The organism is Acinetobacter sp. GW821-FHT01E09, assembly GCF_059422385.1.
Genome location: NZ_JBWKWU010000001.1, coordinates 677,617 through 694,894, shown reverse-complemented (window position 1 = coordinate 694,894; position 17,278 = coordinate 677,617). Strand labels below are relative to the sequence as shown.

General features: G+C 36.1%; 12 protein-coding genes, 1 tRNA gene and 1 pseudogene. 3 read left to right on the top strand and 11 right to left on the bottom strand.

Features of this window, described 5'->3' with window-relative positions:
* Window positions 1-65: 65 nt before the first annotated feature.
* The 4 genes from AC07U8_RS03285 to AC07U8_RS03270 all read right to left on the bottom strand — a co-directional run bounded on the left by AC07U8_RS03285 (window position 66) and on the right by AC07U8_RS03270 (window position 3,638).
* Complete coding sequence (locus tag AC07U8_RS03285; RefSeq protein WP_209826838.1) at window positions 66-980, bottom strand: glycosyltransferase family 32 protein; 915 nt, start codon at window positions 978-980, stop codon at window positions 66-68.
* Window positions 981-1,084: 104 nt separating this feature from the next.
* Complete coding sequence (locus AC07U8_RS03280) at window positions 1,085-1,843, bottom strand: glycosyltransferase family 25 protein (RefSeq protein WP_494737310.1); 759 nt, start codon at window positions 1,841-1,843, stop codon at window positions 1,085-1,087.
* Between the two features lie 10 nt (window positions 1,844-1,853).
* Window positions 1,854-2,840, bottom strand: a complete 987-nt coding sequence (locus AC07U8_RS03275; protein ID WP_494737309.1) for a capsular polysaccharide biosynthesis protein — start codon at window positions 2,838-2,840, stop codon at window positions 1,854-1,856.
* 30 nt (window positions 2,841-2,870) lie between these two features.
* Window positions 2,871-3,638, bottom strand: coding sequence for a hypothetical protein (locus AC07U8_RS03270; protein ID WP_004723130.1), 768 nt, complete (start codon window positions 3,636-3,638; stop codon window positions 2,871-2,873).
* Window positions 3,639-3,872: 234 nt separating this feature from the next.
* Here AC07U8_RS03270 and AC07U8_RS03265 point away from each other — a divergent pair, with 234 nt between their 5' ends.
* Window positions 3,873-5,042, top strand: a complete 1,170-nt coding sequence (locus AC07U8_RS03265; protein ID WP_004723131.1) for a nucleotide sugar dehydrogenase — start codon at window positions 3,873-3,875, stop codon at window positions 5,040-5,042.
* Complete coding sequence (locus AC07U8_RS03260; RefSeq protein WP_494737308.1) at window positions 5,039-6,061, top strand: NAD-dependent epimerase; 1,023 nt, start codon at window positions 5,039-5,041, stop codon at window positions 6,059-6,061. The genes AC07U8_RS03265 and AC07U8_RS03260 overlap by 4 nt, the downstream gene beginning before the upstream one ends.
* 124 nt (window positions 6,062-6,185) lie before the next feature.
* Here AC07U8_RS03260 and AC07U8_RS03255 read toward each other — a convergent pair whose 3' ends face one another.
* The 7 genes and pseudogenes from AC07U8_RS03255 to AC07U8_RS03225 all read right to left on the bottom strand — a co-directional run bounded on the left by AC07U8_RS03255 (window position 6,186) and on the right by AC07U8_RS03225 (window position 15,985).
* Entirely contained in the window at window positions 6,186-7,112 is a 927-nt protein-coding gene (locus AC07U8_RS03255; protein ID WP_494737307.1) for a branched-chain amino acid transaminase, read from the bottom strand.
* 26 nt (window positions 7,113-7,138) lie between these two features.
* Window positions 7,139-9,889 (bottom strand): bifunctional [glutamate--ammonia ligase]-adenylyl-L-tyrosine phosphorylase/[glutamate--ammonia-ligase] adenylyltransferase, encoded by a 2,751-nt coding sequence (gene glnE / locus AC07U8_RS03250; RefSeq protein ID WP_494737306.1) that lies wholly within the window; start codon window positions 9,887-9,889, stop codon window positions 7,139-7,141.
* Between the two features lie 138 nt (window positions 9,890-10,027).
* Complete coding sequence (locus tag AC07U8_RS03245) at window positions 10,028-11,305, bottom strand: sensor histidine kinase (protein ID WP_494737305.1); 1,278 nt, start codon at window positions 11,303-11,305, stop codon at window positions 10,028-10,030.
* A gap of 455 nt (window positions 11,306-11,760) precedes the next feature.
* A complete protein-coding gene (locus AC07U8_RS03240) occupies window positions 11,761-12,741 on the bottom strand; it encodes an aspartyl/asparaginyl beta-hydroxylase domain-containing protein (protein WP_494737304.1) in 981 nt (326 codons plus the stop codon).
* Window positions 12,742-13,613: 872 nt separating this feature from the next.
* Window positions 13,614-14,573, bottom strand: a complete 960-nt coding sequence (locus AC07U8_RS03235; protein ID WP_494737303.1) for a DUF4238 domain-containing protein — start codon at window positions 14,571-14,573, stop codon at window positions 13,614-13,616.
* Window positions 14,574-14,644: 71 nt separating this feature from the next.
* Window positions 14,645-15,711 (bottom strand): annotated as a pseudogene (locus tag AC07U8_RS03230) (tyrosine-type recombinase/integrase).
* Window positions 15,712-15,898: 187 nt separating this feature from the next.
* A tRNA-Leu gene (locus tag AC07U8_RS03225) sits at window positions 15,899-15,985 on the bottom strand.
* A gap of 184 nt (window positions 15,986-16,169) precedes the next feature.
* Between AC07U8_RS03225 and queA the strand changes: the two genes are divergently transcribed.
* Window positions 16,170-17,207 carry a tRNA preQ1(34) S-adenosylmethionine ribosyltransferase-isomerase QueA gene (queA, locus tag AC07U8_RS03220; RefSeq protein WP_056514968.1) on the top strand — a complete coding sequence of 346 codons (1,038 nt, stop codon included), beginning with the start codon at window positions 16,170-16,172 and terminating at the stop codon, window positions 17,205-17,207.
* Window positions 17,208-17,278 lie beyond the last annotated feature (71 nt).

The following is a 17,278-nucleotide window of genomic DNA, read 5'->3' as shown; positions in this document are numbered from 1 at the left end:
ACTATAAGCAATAGATCTATTTTACTATTTTTTTGTCTAGCAATCACCCTTACTTACATACTTTGCTAAGAAATATCGAGGAAACTATCTTTAAAATACATTTTTTTTGAGAAGTAATGACTGAGTGTTTTTCGTTCTTTTCCTGCGAGTTTTAACAATCTAGGTGCCTCGGTTGGAGGGTAATTAATAGCAAAATCAATTAAAATTTTTTCTTTGATCCACTGATTTTTCACTTGATAAAACAAAGCATTTTCATCGCAATTAATTAAGGTGATACTTGGGAAAGATTGTCTCAGTACTTTTTGACAAGCAACATAGGCGACTAAATATTCTAAATTACCAATTCTTTGAAAAAATTCTTTGCTGTTCTCTTGGGTATTTCGAATATTTTCTACATAGCGTTTGGGTGTTTGTTGAATTGCTAAATATAATTCATCATACCAATATTTAAAAAAAGCATTATTTTGAACAGTTGCCAACAACCAATTTTCCAATACTGGATAATCGATCTGCGTGGTATTTTTTTTACGATAATATGAAAAACATTCTGTCTGATTCTTTTGCATCAATTCAGAAATCCAGTCTAGATTTTCATAGACAATAATACTGGCATCTAACCAAATTCCACCATGCCGATATAACAGATCAAATCTGAGTAAATCAGCCTTTTGTTGGGGCGTTGCATTCGTCAATAAAGAGAAATCAATATCACTATACTGGCTGACATTTTCAGGATTAAGTACACATACTTGATAAGATGGATTTTTTGCTTGAGTATTTTGAATACATTTTTCAACAAACTCAGGAAAATCACCTTCCCAATACATCCATATCTTTTTAGGTAATTCAATGGGTGTAGCAACAGGATTAAAAATCAGTTGTCCTGCATCGTTATCAATTTTTTGATTGGTATGTCTAATTTTGTAATAGTACATCATATGAAATTTAGCTAAATAAAATAATTTTTTAAAAATTTTCATATAAAAAATCCAATATTTTTTACAAAAAAGCGGAACCAATAAAATTTAAACTATACAGTATTTAAAATATTCATTACGTCATTTACTAGAACATCTTTGTACACTTAAAAATAAAGATGTTTAAATGCATACATCCGATCACGCCACATACGTTTTTGCTTCTTAAAACCATAAGAATGGTCACGATTTTCTTTCTCTTTACGAGATATTCCTTGTGTTGCAACTGTACCTAAAATATCGCTATCTAGACCTGCTGGGCGAACAAAAGCAGGCCAAACACCTAATCCTTTTCCATTCTTACTCAGCCAAGTTTGAAAAAAGATATCAACAGGCATGGCAATTGTTTTGCCTTGTGCAATAAACGCTTCAGCACCTTTACGTGACCAGATTAAACCCAAACCACGAATAGGAAAATAATAAGCATGCCACAATGAATAGTCACCTAACTGAGTAATATCTTTGGCTAACTTTTTCTTCTTTGCCGCTAAATTCACCAAATACCAATCTAGCGCTTGATGGCAATCTAAATAAGCTAAAACTTGATCCATAGATTGTTTGAAATCAGCTGTAATTTTCATATCATCTTCTAAGACAACAAGATAATCCGCATCACTTGCTAAAAATTTCTGAGCGCAGCCATAATGACTGAGATAACAACCCAGTTCTGAATTGAGTAAACGTCTTCCTAAAGTTTGCTGGGTTAACGCATCATCATAATCCTGAAAAGATGACAAGTCTTTGCCACGGCCATCATAAGCAGAAAAACGCTCAAACTCCCAGTTTACCGCCTGTAACTGTTCTGTTGCGCGAGCAAGCCGCTCATCACTACCATCTAAATTGATCAGATATGTTTTAACTTTCATGATTGGCTTCCTACGATAAAACTTTGGCTGAAATCACTGATTTAGGCAAATAATCATATAATTTATCGATCATTTTACGACGTACCTGTGCAGCATTCTCAGAATTCAGTTGATCTAAACTTTGGATACAACCATATTTAATATTGTCTTGATTCAATGCGTCTACAAACGCAGCTAAGCTTTCAGCATTCTTCAAATAAGCCAAAGCTAAATCAGGCTTTAAAACAGCTTCATTTTTTTGAATCTTTAAATGATTCATCAATGAAATCGGATTTAGTTGTTCGACACTTCTAAATTTATATTTAATCTGTGTTTCCAATAGGTCTGGATGATGCAATAAGTATTCACTTAAAATTTTACGATCGACACTGTGTGGATAATGATGGATTTCAAAAAATTCTTTAAAGCCTAAAATATCAGCACCCAGCATTTGTGCGATCACATGACCGGGTTGAATCGGTTTATTAAAATTACGATTTAAAAATTGACGGTATTTCAGCTTGGTCTTGTAACTAAAACAACTTTTCCAGTGCCCATAGGTGACGATTTTATTGCTCTCAAGAAAATCTTCAATTTGAGCGGGTGAATTAAAAAAGAAGTCATCATTTAAGTAGATGAAGTAATCTGAAAGCCCGTTGATATTCCATAACATGCTTTCAATTGACCGAGTGTTAAACGTAGGTAGAAATTGCGTATAACCAGCAAAAATCTCACGATGATCAACGACACGAATTTTATTTGCATCACAAAGACCTTGCGCTACAAATTCATTTAAAAACTCAGGCTGCTGATGATCTGTAACAATGAAAATATGACGGCAAAAAGGCACATACTTCAATATAGATGCAATGTTGTAATAGATCTCATCATTACTGGCAAAACGTGTATCGCTCACAGCATCTGAGGCATCACCACCAGTGAGATATTGCTGACGTTTACGTTTTAACTCAACATCATTGCCATCGACCCAAGCAATCACGATATCAAGGTTTTGCATCTATATAGTTCTCAAATCATCTAAATAAAATTATTGCCAAGCGTCTTTAATCCAGTCTGAAGGCAACACATAGCGGTACCATTTACCCCCACCTCCAGTCACGGCATCAGGTGGATTAATTTCCCCATGGAAAATAATAATTTTGGCATCTTGTGGCTTAACTGGTGGCTTGAAATAAGCAAGCGGTAACTTTTGCAAACAATGGTATTTATAACTCTTACACCAATCTTTTGGCCAGTAGCTGAGTTTTTGCTGCTGATCAACATACCAAGACAGATATTCTTGTTCATTTCGAAATTTATGACTAATTTCTTTAAAGTTTTCACGAAAATAAGGCAAGATGTCAGGAAAAGTACCTAACTTAAAACGATAAACTGAACTATTGCCAGTCACACGCCATGGACGTTTCCAGTCGTGAATAATGAGGAATTCACCCGGATAGCTAAAGAAGTCATCAATGTTGTCTACAATGACCACATCAAGATCTAAAAATAATAAATTACCTTTTAAACCATATAAGTCAGGTTCAAAAGTCGATAACTTATTCCATCCACGTTCAGGACTTCCTTCAGGCAATGCTAACGGCGGAATTGGAAAGCATTGAACCTCTGGATTAATACCTTCTGTACGGTCAGTCAAACACACCATTTGGAAATCGATTGTGGTATGTCGTTTGACCATGTTATATAGGCGATTGACATAATCAGCACCATATTTGCTGCCCCACTTCATACACAAAACGATATTCTGTTCTGATTCAACTAAATTCGACTGTAAATTTGATTCATTGACCTGCATGCATCAATCTTCCACCTGAGCAATCCCCATATCATACCATTACCATCGCCAAGTTACTGTATTCGATTGCATATGCTGAACAATTTGTTTTATGAGAATATGCTATGATGCGTTAACAATTTACATTGATCATAGTCGTTTTAATTGTTCGATATTTTATTGAGCAATCTTTAAATGAAATCTCAGTGAAATTGAATACAACTTTTGCAAGCACATTTTCTATATTAGGTTTTTATGAAAATAGCAGTCGCTGGAACAGGTTACGTTGGCTTATCCAATTCAATGATATTTGCACAACATCATGAAGTTGTTGCAGTAGATATTTTAGAATCTAAGGTTAACTTGCTCAACAATAAAATATCGCCCATTCAAGATGCGGATATTTCATTATTTTTAAAAGAAAAATCATTAAATTTTACAGCCACGACAGATTATCAAGCAGCTTATCGCAATGCAGATTTTGTGATTATTGCGACCCCAACGGATTACGACACCAAAACCAATTATTTTAATACGCAAAGTGTCGAAAGTGTGGTTCAGCAAGTCTTGGAGGTCAACCCAAATGCAGTGATGGTGATTAAATCAACTGTCCCTGTCGGCTTCACCAAGAGCTTAAAAGAAAAATTCCACACTGAAAATATTATCTTTTCTCCAGAATTTTTACGTGAAGGAAAGGCATTGCATGACAATTTGTACCCTTCCCGAATTATTGTTGGGGAAAAATCTGATCGCGCAAAACTGTTTGCTGACTTATTGATCGAAGGCGCCATCAAAAAGGACAGCCCTGTTTTATTTACCGACGCAACTGAAGCTGAAGCAATTAAGTTATTTGCCAATACCTATCTCGCTATGCGCGTTGCCTATTTCAATGAACTGGATACCTATGCGCAAATTTTTGGCTTAGATACTCATCAAATTATTGATGGTGTTTGTCTAGATCAACGTATTGGTAATCACTATAACAATCCGTCATTTGGTTATGGTGGCTATTGCCTACCGAAAGACACCAAACAACTTTTAGCTAACTATAATCACGTTCCAAGTAATTTGATTCAAGCCATTGTTGACTCAAATAGTACGCGTAAAGACTTTATCGCAGACTCTGTGATTGCACGTAACCCCAATAAAGTTGGTATTTATCGCCTAGTGATGAAAAGTGGTTCAGATAATTTTAGAGCGTCTGCAATCCAAGGTGTGATGAAACGCATCAAAGCCAAGGGAATTGAAGTGATTGTCTATGAACCAACGTTACAAGAAGATGAGTTCTTTAAATCCAAAGTCGTCAATGATTTAGAACAATTTAAACAACAAAGTGATGTGATTATTGCTAATCGGGTTTCTAATGACTTAAGTGATGTATTAGATAAAGTCTATACACGAGATATTTTCGGAGCAGATGAATGAAAGTCCTCGTCACAGGTGCAGCAGGTTTTATTGGCTTCAATGTTGCAAAAAAACTTTTAGAGCGTGGTGATGATGTTGTCGGCTTTGACAATATGAATGATTACTATGACCCCGCATTAAAACAAGCCCGATTAGCAGTTCTCAAAGATACGGCGGCACAAACCCAGCAAACGTTCACTTTTATTCATGCCAATCTTGCTGATAAAGTAATCGTTGATCAATGTTTTCAAGATCATCAATTTGATCGTGTGATTCATTTGGCTGCACAAGCTGGTGTCCGTTACTCATTAGAAAATCCATTGAGCTATGTCGAAAGTAATTTAATTGGCTTTACCAATATTATTGAAGCATGCCGTTATGCCAAAACGCCACATTTAACCTATGCCAGTACCAGTAGTGTTTATGGTGCGAATACCACCATGCCATTTAGTGAAAAACATGGTGTTAACCATCCTGTACAGTTCTATGCGGCAACCAAACGTGCTAATGAACTCATGGCGCACAGTTATAGCCATCTCTTCAATTTACCAACAACAGGCTTACGCTTTTTTACTGTCTATGGTCCTTGGGGCCGTCCAGATATGGCTTTGTTTAAGTTCACCAAGAACATTATTGAAAACAAGTCTATTCCTGTGTTCAATCACGGCAACCATACCCGCGACTTCACTTTTATTTCAGATATTGTGGAAGGTGTGATTCGTTCAAGTGATCAAATTGCACAACCTGATCCAAATTGGGACAGCAAAAATCCTGATCCATCGACCAGTTATGCGCCTTTCCGTATTTTCAATATCGGCAATAACAATCCAGTAAAATTGATTGAATATATTCATGCTATTGAAAAAGCTTTAGGCAAAGAAGCAATTTTAGAATTACTTCCATTACAACCAGGCGATGTGCCGGATACTTTTGCGGATAGTAGTGCTTTAGAACAGATGGTCGGATACAAACCATCGGTATCTGTTGATGATGGTGTTAAGCAATTCGTCGATTGGTATCGAGATTTTTATCAGGTTTAATCAATAGTATTGTTCAGTTTAAAGCTTAATTTTAGCATTTGAATTTTTATTTCAATTCTTTCAACACTCAAATTTAAGCACAAAAAAAGGATTCCACTAGGAATCCTTTTTAGCATTCAGTCACTTATTTTACATAAGTCAGCCAATGTGCATATTTTGGATCTTTACCTTGAACAGCATCAAAGAATGCTTTTTGAATCTTCTCAGTAATCGGACCACGTGCACCTGAACCGATTTCACGATCATCATATTCACGGATCGGCGTCACTTCAGCAGCAGTCCCAGTAAAGAATGCTTCATCACCAATATAGAATTCATCACGGGTAATACGACGTTCAACAACTTCAATACCCATATCTTTCGCAATGGTGATAATCGTTTGACGCGTAATCCCATCCAATGCACCGCCAGCAATATCTGGTGTATGTAATACACCATCTTTGACTAAGAATACATTTTCACCTGAACCTTGGCATACATACCCTTGAGGGTCCATAAGCATTGCTTCATCATAACCAGAATGTGCCACTTCTTGGTGTGCAAGAATAGACAAAGTATAGTTACCTGAAGCCTTGGCTTTACACATGGTCACGTTAGGGTGATGGTGGGTAAATGATGAGGTTTTAACACGAATACCTTTCGCCATTGCTTCATCGCCAAGGTAAGCACCCCAGCTCCATGCAGCAACTGTCGCATGAATGGTATTATCAGTTGCAGCGATACCTAATTTTTCCGAACCAATGAAAATAATTGGGCGTAAATAGCATGACGCCAATTTATTTTCACGAACAACATCAATTTGAGCTTGTTCAAGAGTTGCTTGATCAAATGGAACTTTCATTTGATAAATTTTTGCAGAATTTAACAAACGTTTTGTATGGTCTTGGAGACGGAAAATCACAGTACCGTTAGGTGTTTCATAAGCACGGACACCCTCAAAAACACCCATACTATAATGTAATGTATGAGTTAAGACGTGAATTTTAGCTTCACGCCAATCAACCATTTGTCCATCTTGCCAAATAAAACCATCACGATCAGCCAAATTCATGGCGCACACTCCAAATTTTTACACAATTATTCACTTTCCAAAGCGAAACTCGCTGTTGGATCAATTAATCTTTGCCATAACTTGCAAACGACCTCTCGGGTATCGTGCCAATCCGCAGCACTCACTTGCATATTATGATTTGCAAGTGCCAAACGGTGGCTCTCGGCGCGTTCACTGAGATAAGCTTGAATCAATGCGGATACATCGTCGCTGGATAAGCAACCTGCCTTTGCGGCATCTTCAAGGATTCGTACGTTGTCGGAATAATGGGCGAGATCAGGATTCGTCCCACTCCAGGCTAATACGACATACTGTGCCATAAATTCGATGTCAACGATACCACCTGCATCCTGTTTTAGATGAAAAATTCCATCTTTTTTCTGATCTTTTGAGGAACCTAAATGATCTTTCATCTTCTGACGCATGTTCAAGACTTCTTTGCGAACCGTCTCTTCTTCTCTTGGTAATGTGAGAACTCTGCAACGCAATTCTTCAAATTTTGCTCTTAGGCTTTGCTCACCTGCGATTGAGCGTGCGCGAACAATTGCTTGATGTTCCCACAACCAGGCACTTTTGAGTTGGTACTGTTCAAATGCTTTTAAACTGGTGACCAATAAGCCTGCTTCACCAGATGGGCGCAAACGGGTATCAATTTCATAGACTCGACCATCTAAAGTTTGTGTGGTCATTAGAGACATAAATTTTTGCGCAACACGCATGGCAAATTCAAAACCACTAATGGCCTTTTGACCATCAGTATCTGCTTGTTCATCCATATAATGAATAAAAACCAGATCAAGATCTGAACCATAGCCCAGCTCAATGCCGCCTACTTTGCCATAACCAATCACAGCATAGGCCATGTGGTCTAATGAACAACGTACACCTTCTACATCGACAGGATAACCATGACGCTTGGCAACCGTCTGATACGCCAAATTTAATGTCGCAATCACAGAAACTTCTGCAATATCTGTTAAAGCATCAGAAACTTTCATCAGTGGGCTTTCTGCCAGTACATCACTTGCGGCAACGGTCAGCACATTGGATTTTTTAAATAAGCGCAATACTCGCATTTGATCTTCAACTTGATCGATTTCAATACGCAGTAATTGCTGGCGGAGCGAATCTTCCAAATAATCTCGTCGAGGCAGTTCAAAATCCATGGATAAAAATTCATCCAGCAGAACTGGATAATGTGTCAATTCCTCACAAATCCATGGACTGACTGTCGCCATTTTGACCAAACGTTGCAGCGCCCCTTTGCTTTCAATCAGCATCACCAAATACACAGTACGGCGCATTACAGATTCGACCAACGGCATCAATCGCATTAAAGCCACTTGCGGACTATTCGACTGTAAAACTGCTTCAACCAAATGCGGCCAAAATTCTTTTAAACGCTGTACAGCTTTAGCAGGCAGTTTCTTGATTGCATGACCATACCAAAACTCATGAATCAGATTTTGTGCATTACTGTCTAATATCTCATTGAGCTGGCTTTCCAACTGACTAAAGCTTTCAATTGGAGAATCTAGCCCTTTTTCTTTAATCAAATGCTCAAATTGAAAAGTTACTTTGCTGCGCTTTTGGTTGAGAAAATCAATAAAAGCAGCCCAATCATCAAAACCCAAGGTATCAATTATTCGCTGACGAAGTTCAGGTTCTGTCGGTAAAGATTGTGTTTGCTGGTCATTCAAAGCTTGAATAGCATGCTCTACACGTCGTAAGAATAGATAAGCATCTTCAAGATCCTCAACAGATTGATGATCAAGTAAGCCTGCCTCACCCAAATGTTTTAGGCTAACAAGGCATTGGCGGTCTTGTAATTCTAATTTTGCTCCGCCATAAATCAGCTGAAAAACCTGCACAATAAATTCAACTTCACGAATACCACCAGCGCCCAGCTTAATATCATCTGCTATGTTACGCCGAGCCACCTCTCGTTCAATCATGGCTTTCATTTCACGCATGGCTTCAAAAGCGGTGTAATCTACATATTTACGAAAAACGAATGGGCGGGTCATGTCCAATAAACTATCACCGTCTTGCCCACCCGTGATAATACGTGCCTTAATCCATGCATAACGTTCCCACTCACGCCCATGCTGACTTAAATATTTTTCTAAAGCCACATGACTTATTGCCAGTGCTGAACCATCACCCCAAGGACGTAAACGCATATCCACACGAAATACAAAACCATCAGCAGTAATATGATCCAATAAATAGATCAGCTTTTGCCCCCACAAAATGCAAAATTGCTGTACATCAATACACTTACGCCCATTGCTTTCACCTTGTTCATCAAAGGCAAAAATCAGGTCAATATCACTAGATAAGTTCAGCTCTTGTGCGCCAAGCTTGCCCATCCCAATGACGATCAAATCTTGAAGCTTTCCGTTATAACCCATTGGTTCGCCATGTTTTGCCAGCAAAGGAATTCGGGCAAAATCTTTTGCTGCAACGATACAGGCATCTGCAAAATCAGACAGTTCTCTTGTCAACTTCACCACATTGGTCAGTTGGTTGGCATCTTGCCAAATCCAGCGAAACATTAAACGTGCACGAAGAATACGTAAGACTTTCATCCACGTATTTTCATCTTGAATATTGACTAAATGATCGTAAACGAGTTGTTGAATTTGTGCTGTACTGAGCGATTGTTGAAATTGATCGATTGCATAATCATGTTCTAAAGTGGCTTGATGTAGACTTAATACTTGTTCTGCATACTGACTTGCATGTAATGTTTTTTGCAATTGCTCAATGTTCATTGAAAAGCCTGTACTTATGTTTTATCAACTTATTTATAGCAGTTTGCTTTACATTTAGGGAGGTTTTTGTATTTTTCTTAAAAAACAAAGCTCAAAAAACCACCAACCACAATCAATCTAAATTATTCAAATATAGAATTATGAAATTTTTATTTTATCTTGCTTGATTTCAGGACAAACCAAAGTTTGATGGGTGTTTTTTGCAGCGGGTAATGCAACAATAAAAGTCGTTCCCTCTCCTGTTTTAGAGCTTACAGAAATTTTTCCATGATTGAGATCCACAAACCGTTTACATAGAACCAGTCCTAATCCTGTTCCTCGCTCTCCAATGGTGCCTTTTATACTGGCTTTGATCTGTGGTTCAAACAGTTGCTCAATTTGCGACTGCGTCATTCCCAAACCAGTATCATGAATAATAATTTCTATATTTTTCCCTACAGGCTGCGCAACAATCGACACTTTTCCAGAACCATCAGTACGGGTAAACTTCAAGGCATTCGAAACCAGATTTTGAATCACCGAAGTCACCATATTCATATCAGCAAAAACACTTAAATCCTCAGCAACATTTTCAATCAGTTGTATATTTTTATTTACTGCCAAAGGCTTAAGCACATCGTAAACGATCTTTGTGGTCTGTTTTAATTTAAAATTAATCGGGTGATAAACAAAGCGCCCACCTTCTGCCATCGCCCAATTGAGCAAATTTTCAAGTAAGGAATAAGTCGATTGCAAGGTATCATGCAGATAGTCTGCAATATCCTGTATACCGTCATCAGTTAATGTTTCTCGTTCGTTTGCTAAAACATCCGAAAAGCCAATTAACCCATGAAACGGCGCACGTAAATCATGTGCAATGACCTGGAAAAACTTGGTCTTACTAAAATTTAAAGCGCGTTCTTGTTCATATAACTCATAGTAATCTTGAGATTCAGATTTACGCGCTAGAATCGTCACCAAACCTGAGCTAAGTTCTTCTAATAAAGCCTGCTGTTTGCTTGTAAATCTTGTATCTTTATCATCATAAAAATAAACATGTGCAATAGAATCATCATCTTCTAACTTAAAGTCATAGCACAATAAGCGTTGGTGCTTTATTCCAATTTCAACCATATATTGCGAGAATTTTTCATAATTTTTATGGGTTTCTGAAACGATGAGCTGATTGCCAAAATACGGTGATAAACTCAGTTTATGCGGAACTGACGCGGCTTTGAAATCACCGTCTTCATTTGCAACCCAAATATAAGGCTCGTTATGAAAAGTAAAAAAAGCATTTTCTACATTGAGAACGGCACGCGCTACACGTAAATAGCGTTCAATTTTATTATTTGAGGTATAGACCCCTAAAATCAGCGATAGTCGACAAGCACTGAGCTGTTCGGTCTGATGAGCTTCTAAGAATTCTAATTTCATGTTTACCTCATTTGCACTTTCAGTTAACACGTTAGTTATTTAAATCGCCCACTTTTAAATATCAATTTCTTCCAAATACATCAAAACTTAAGACAGAATGTAAAATACAGCCTTGGAAGAGCACTTACAAATGTTCACATAAAACAATATAACAGCAATACAACCAAATAAAAACAATGGGGTGAAAGTTTCGATAAATTTCACATTTTTTCCAACATAAGTAGTCAGTTACAGCTTTATATATTTTTATGATTTAAATAGAAAAAACGAAGCGTTTTATAAAGACCAATACTTTAAAACATGGTGATCAAATTCATGAATCAGATATCAACCTATTGGCGTCTATAGCCAAGCTTAGGGATGTAGAACTAGCAAAGATCAAAAGACAAAATAGTAAAATTCGGCATCAACCAGAGCAAGGATATCCCTTAAATGAGTGAGAAAATACGTTATTTTTAATTCATTAAAAAGAGCATTTCAAATAAATAAACCACACCATACAAGAGCATAAAAATCAGAGATAGCAGCGTTAAATTTAAAATGAATTTGAGTATCTTATACGTCTTGAAATGCTTTTCACGGAATTGTATTGAATACTGTCTAAATGGCGCAAAAAATTTAAAAATCGCACTATACACCCCTCTTTTATCTTCAGGCGTGTTTGGAACAACGGTTCCTTTAACAAGAATACGATAAGCACTGTTAAAAATTCGTCCGAATAGGTTCATCGGACGATCAACATCACACATCAGAATCAAACGCGCTGAATTTGCTGTGTTATATGCAAAATGTGGGTAGGTTTCATCAAAGACAAAATCTTTACCATCAAACCAAGTACGGGTTTGCCCATCAATATTAATTTGGCAATTTTCAGAGTTAGGCGTCAGCAAACCGAGATGATATCTAAAACTACTACCGATAGGATCTGCGTGTAAGCTCAGTTCAGAACCCGCTGGTAACAGTGAAAACATGGCACCGCGAATAGCAGGAACTTGATTAAGTAATGCCAATGTCTTGGGACATAATCTTTGCGCAGAAACATGGGTAGTTCCGTACCATTTTAAGTAAAATTTACTCCAACCACGTTTGTAAAAAGTGCGAAAACCAACATCATAATAACCGTCTGCTCCAGGTGTCTTGATCACTTCAAACACACCTGATGACTTTAATGCTATAGCCTCATCTCTAATAATTGTCCAATTGGCTCTAAGCACTTCAATATTTTCTAAAAAATCAGCATCTAATATTGGTTTTTTTGCAAAGCTGCGTGTCGTCATATAAAGAACACAATTAAATGGTGCAAATATAGGCCAGCTTTTTCTTAAATATTGTGAGAGTGACTCATAACGTGCTTTTCCTCGCCAACGGTATACATAAGTCATGGCTGCTATCGAATACACGATTAAACCAATGATGATCATAATACTTAGATTCATTATAATTTTACTCCGATTATGATTTCTGTATCCTCATGGTGTGTCCTTGATTTTCCTTAAATAAAACCAATCTTCTTTACTGGATAAGCCGCACTGAGATCATTTAGTTATTTTTCAAAATAGCGGGAAAAATAAAATATTTTCAAATTATTTAAAATACTTTTAACTATAGCTAATTAATTTTCCTATAGGCAAGAAATATGTACACCTTTGGTTAAGTTTTAAATGATTGAAATTAAAAATATTAACTGTCATTGTTAAGTGATCAGGTGCTATTTATCGCATACTGATATTTATTATAAAAATGCGTCATTAAAGAGGGATCAGTGAAACACTCTCGATCAGAATGTGAATAATGTGGCAATCACATTCCACTTGAACGTCATAAGTACGGTGCAATAACCTTATGTATCGCATGTCAAACTAATCTTGAAAACAACATAAGGACGTATCGATGATTTATGGATTTATCGCAATTGGAATTCTTTTAATCATTACTGTACTCCCTTGATTAGTGAAATAAAGCTTGTGCAATCTCAAAGCATAGGTTTAAAAATGAATTCTAACAGTCAATTACATCTAAATCAGAACAAAAATAAGGAATTAAAATAATACGGATTTTTCCTTTTATTGTAGGCGTATTAATTGGTTTGATTACCAGCGCAGCTGGGTTTCTTTATCTAATTGGTTGAAAAAAAGCTGCTTAGGCAGCTTTTTTTATTAAAAATCTCTATCAAATTCTTTCTAAAAGATTGATCATCAATACCTTTAACTTTATATAACTTTTATAGAAAAATCTATCATCTACAGAAATATTTGTATTTTTTATTAAATAAACAAGACCTAAATCCTGTTCTTTTTTTAATAAAAACTTAGATCACAGAATTCATTATCAAGTTTTTTATCTTTTCTGCAACTTCTGGAGTTAAAGAAATTTGTGGTTTACCAATGCTAATTGGATCACCAAATTCGAGTTTATGTGCTTTGGTTATTCCTGGTTTAGTTCGTTCTAAATAATTAAAGTTATCTTCATACAAAGTTTTGATTCCATCAATCAAACGAGATTTTTTATTTGAAAAAACCATTCTGCTTGCATTTATAAACTGTAGTCTATTATGGTTTTCAATGTAGTAATTTAGCTCATCATCAGAAATATTATTATCATAATAAATTACTAATTTTGTGGGTGATATTGGCATAATAAAAATAGGGTAATCTATGACAGTAATATAACTATTCTCTGGAAATTGAATTTCATACTCATTAGAAAATGCTATCAAAAGAACTGGATTGTCGCTAATTACAAATGAACTTGTTATATTTCTATAAACTTTAAATCTTTTATTTTTTAAGATTTTAATATACTTTTCAGTATTAGAGACAATAGTTTTTAGAAAATTATTTTTTATAGTTGAATATTTTGTCAAGCAAAAATCCCCCCCAATATCACTTCTAAATAAAGAGTCTAAATTACTAATTAATGCTAATGTGTCTGGTGTCCTAGTTATCTGTGCTGCAACATATTTTATTATTTTTATATTATTTATATCATTAATTTCCTCATCTTCATTACAAAGTAGAATAGCATTTGCAATATCACTATCAATAGTATTGAAATATTTTTTTTCTAAAGATTCAAATTCATTATTAGTGTAATTATAAAGATATTTTTTAGCCGCAAGGTTTATTAAATTTGTAGGATAAAATTCTGGATCTATCTTTCCATTAATATTAATAAAATATATTTTGGAGGTATCTTCCGTACTTTCATCACATTTAAAACTACTAAGTAAACCCTGTGAAACGAAGTGATGAGTTTTGCTTTCAGACATTTTACAAACCTTTTCATATAAAAAGATTGAAGAATATATATTATAAAAGATTAATTTTAAAGACTTTAAATTTAAGTTAATAATCGACTTAAACCTACTGTTTGATTCAATTCATCCAATATTTCGTCATTTGTAAGATTGTAATAAGTTAAAGCCTGTTTCGGAGCTTTCCATCCAAATATCATACAAAGCGTCAGTGCATTTTTAATACGCCTAACAATAAGTGAAGCTGCTTCACGCCTTGAATCATGAAATGTTAAATCAGAATTTTCTAAACCTGCAGCCTTTCGAGCCTTTCTAAATAATGTATCCCTAGATCCATCAGAAACAGTAAAAACTTTTGGAGAATTTTTACGGTCAATTTTTATGGCCAACACCCAAAGCTGAAGCGCAAAATCATCAAGTGGGACATTACGACTAGATCCATTCTTAGTATCAGGCAAACGTATAAAACGTTTTTCCATAAAAACATCTGACAATGGTCTATTAACAATTTCACCTGATCTCATACTAGTGGCCATTGCAATTAACCATATTAAACCTACTTCTTGCATCTTCGAATTTGGAACTGTGCCTGGTGTATATTTCAAAGCTGCAAGTATGCTTTGCAATTCATCTATTTCAATACGACGTTCACGATGTTCAGGTTTTTTGGCTTCCGTAAATTTTCAACTGGATTAAAGTCGATCCAACCTTTATCTCGCCTACACCAGTTAAAAAATGCAGATAGTGTTGAATAGTCACGAAGTACAATCGCAGCACTTAAAGGGCGTATTGTCCGGTTCATAACTACGCTTTCCCATTGCTTGAGATATTCAGAACGATAATTAGCTAATGGCCAATCCACAAAAGGTAGATTATTTTGATAATATTTTAGCCGTTGGATCTCTTTTTTCGCAGTTTTCTTATACCTAGACACTTCATTCATATATCTACTCAATGCTTCTTCTACTGTAAGAACTATTTTATTATTTAAAGCTTGTTTGGTAGAAAAATTTAAGAAGAATTTACGCTCTTGAATCTCTGACCATCGCTTAGCATCATTCTTGGATTTAAATGTTTTACTTTTTCTTTGATTGAAGGCAATAAGATCCGCTCTCCACTTACCATTTTCAAGTTGATAAATTGACAGACTCATAAAGATTACAACCTCAATGACTTATACAAATAAACACACGTTAAAAAATGTGTAAAAAACGTGTAAATGAATACCAAAGAATACCTCAAAATACCTTAAAAAAACCCAACACCCAGAAACGAAAAAACCCCGAAGCCTATATGTATAAAGGCTTCGGGGTTTATCTAATCTGTTTAACCTAAACTAATGGTCCCGAGGGTCGGACTCGAACCGACACGTCATCGCTGACAGTGGATTTTGAGTCCACCGCGTCTACCAATTTCACCACCTCGGGAGAGGTTGTGTGCGTATAATAGCGCGTTTCATTTTCTTGTCAACGACAAGTTTCCACATTTGTTTAATTTTAAGGCAGATCTGGTTTTTTTGGATTATAAAACATCAATTTCAGCCATTAATTTGAAAAACGACTATACTAGCGGCAGTTTTTAAATCCCAAATGTCAGTTTTTCTTCCTCATGATGCAACTCTCCGATTTTAATTTCGAACTTCCCGACGAACTCATTGCGCGCTACCCACTTGAAACACGTAGCGCTTCTCGCCTTTTACATCTCAATGCAGATGGTTCATACCAAGATCTTCACTTCACCGATGTTTTTGATTTATTCAATGAAGGTGATTTATTGGTACTTAATGATACCAAAGTGATGAAAGCACGTTTAAAAGGTAAACGCGCCTCAGGGGGTGCTATTGAAGTTTTGGTTGAGCGTATTTTTGATCAGACCATTGCACATTGTCATATCAAAGCCAGCAATTCGCCTAAAGCAGGCGCTGAATTGTTTATTGGCAAAGATGAAGTCAAAGTGACAGTAACAGGTCGTCATGAAAACTTATTTGTGGTGGAGTTTTCACAGCCTATTTTGCAAGTTTTAGATTTATATGGACAATTGCCTATTCCGCCGTACTTTAACCGTGAAGCAGAAGCCATTGACACAGAACGCTATCAAACCGTGTTTAACGATCCAACCAAATTAGCAAGCGTAGCAGCACCAACAGCAAGTTTGCATTTTGACCAAGCCCTATTAGAAAAATTAGAGCAAAAAGGCGTAAATAAAGCTTTTGTAACCTTACATGTGGGTGCTGGAACATTCTTACCCGTACGTACAGATCAGATCGAAAATCACATCATGCATAGTGAATGGTGTGATGTACCTGAAGCAACCGCAAAATTGATTCAAGAAACCAAAGCACGTGGCAACAAAGTGATTGCCGTTGGAACGACAGCAACACGCGCTTTAGAAAGTGCAGCACAAGCATCTGGTGGAAAAATTGCCGCGTGGACAGGTGATACACAAATCTTTATTTATCCAGGGTATCAATTCTGTGTGGTTGATCGCTTGATCACCAACTTTCATTTACCAGAATCTACCTTGTTAATGTTGGTATCTGCATTATCCAACCGTGACAATATTATGAATGCATATCAACATGCTGTTGCAAGCAAATATCGCTTCTTTAGTTATGGCGATGCAATGTTGATTGAAAACGCAAACGGCTAGATCCAACGAAGCGCAATCTATTTAAAAATTATTGCTTAGTCAGCATACCAATATGCAAAGTGTGGTTTAAA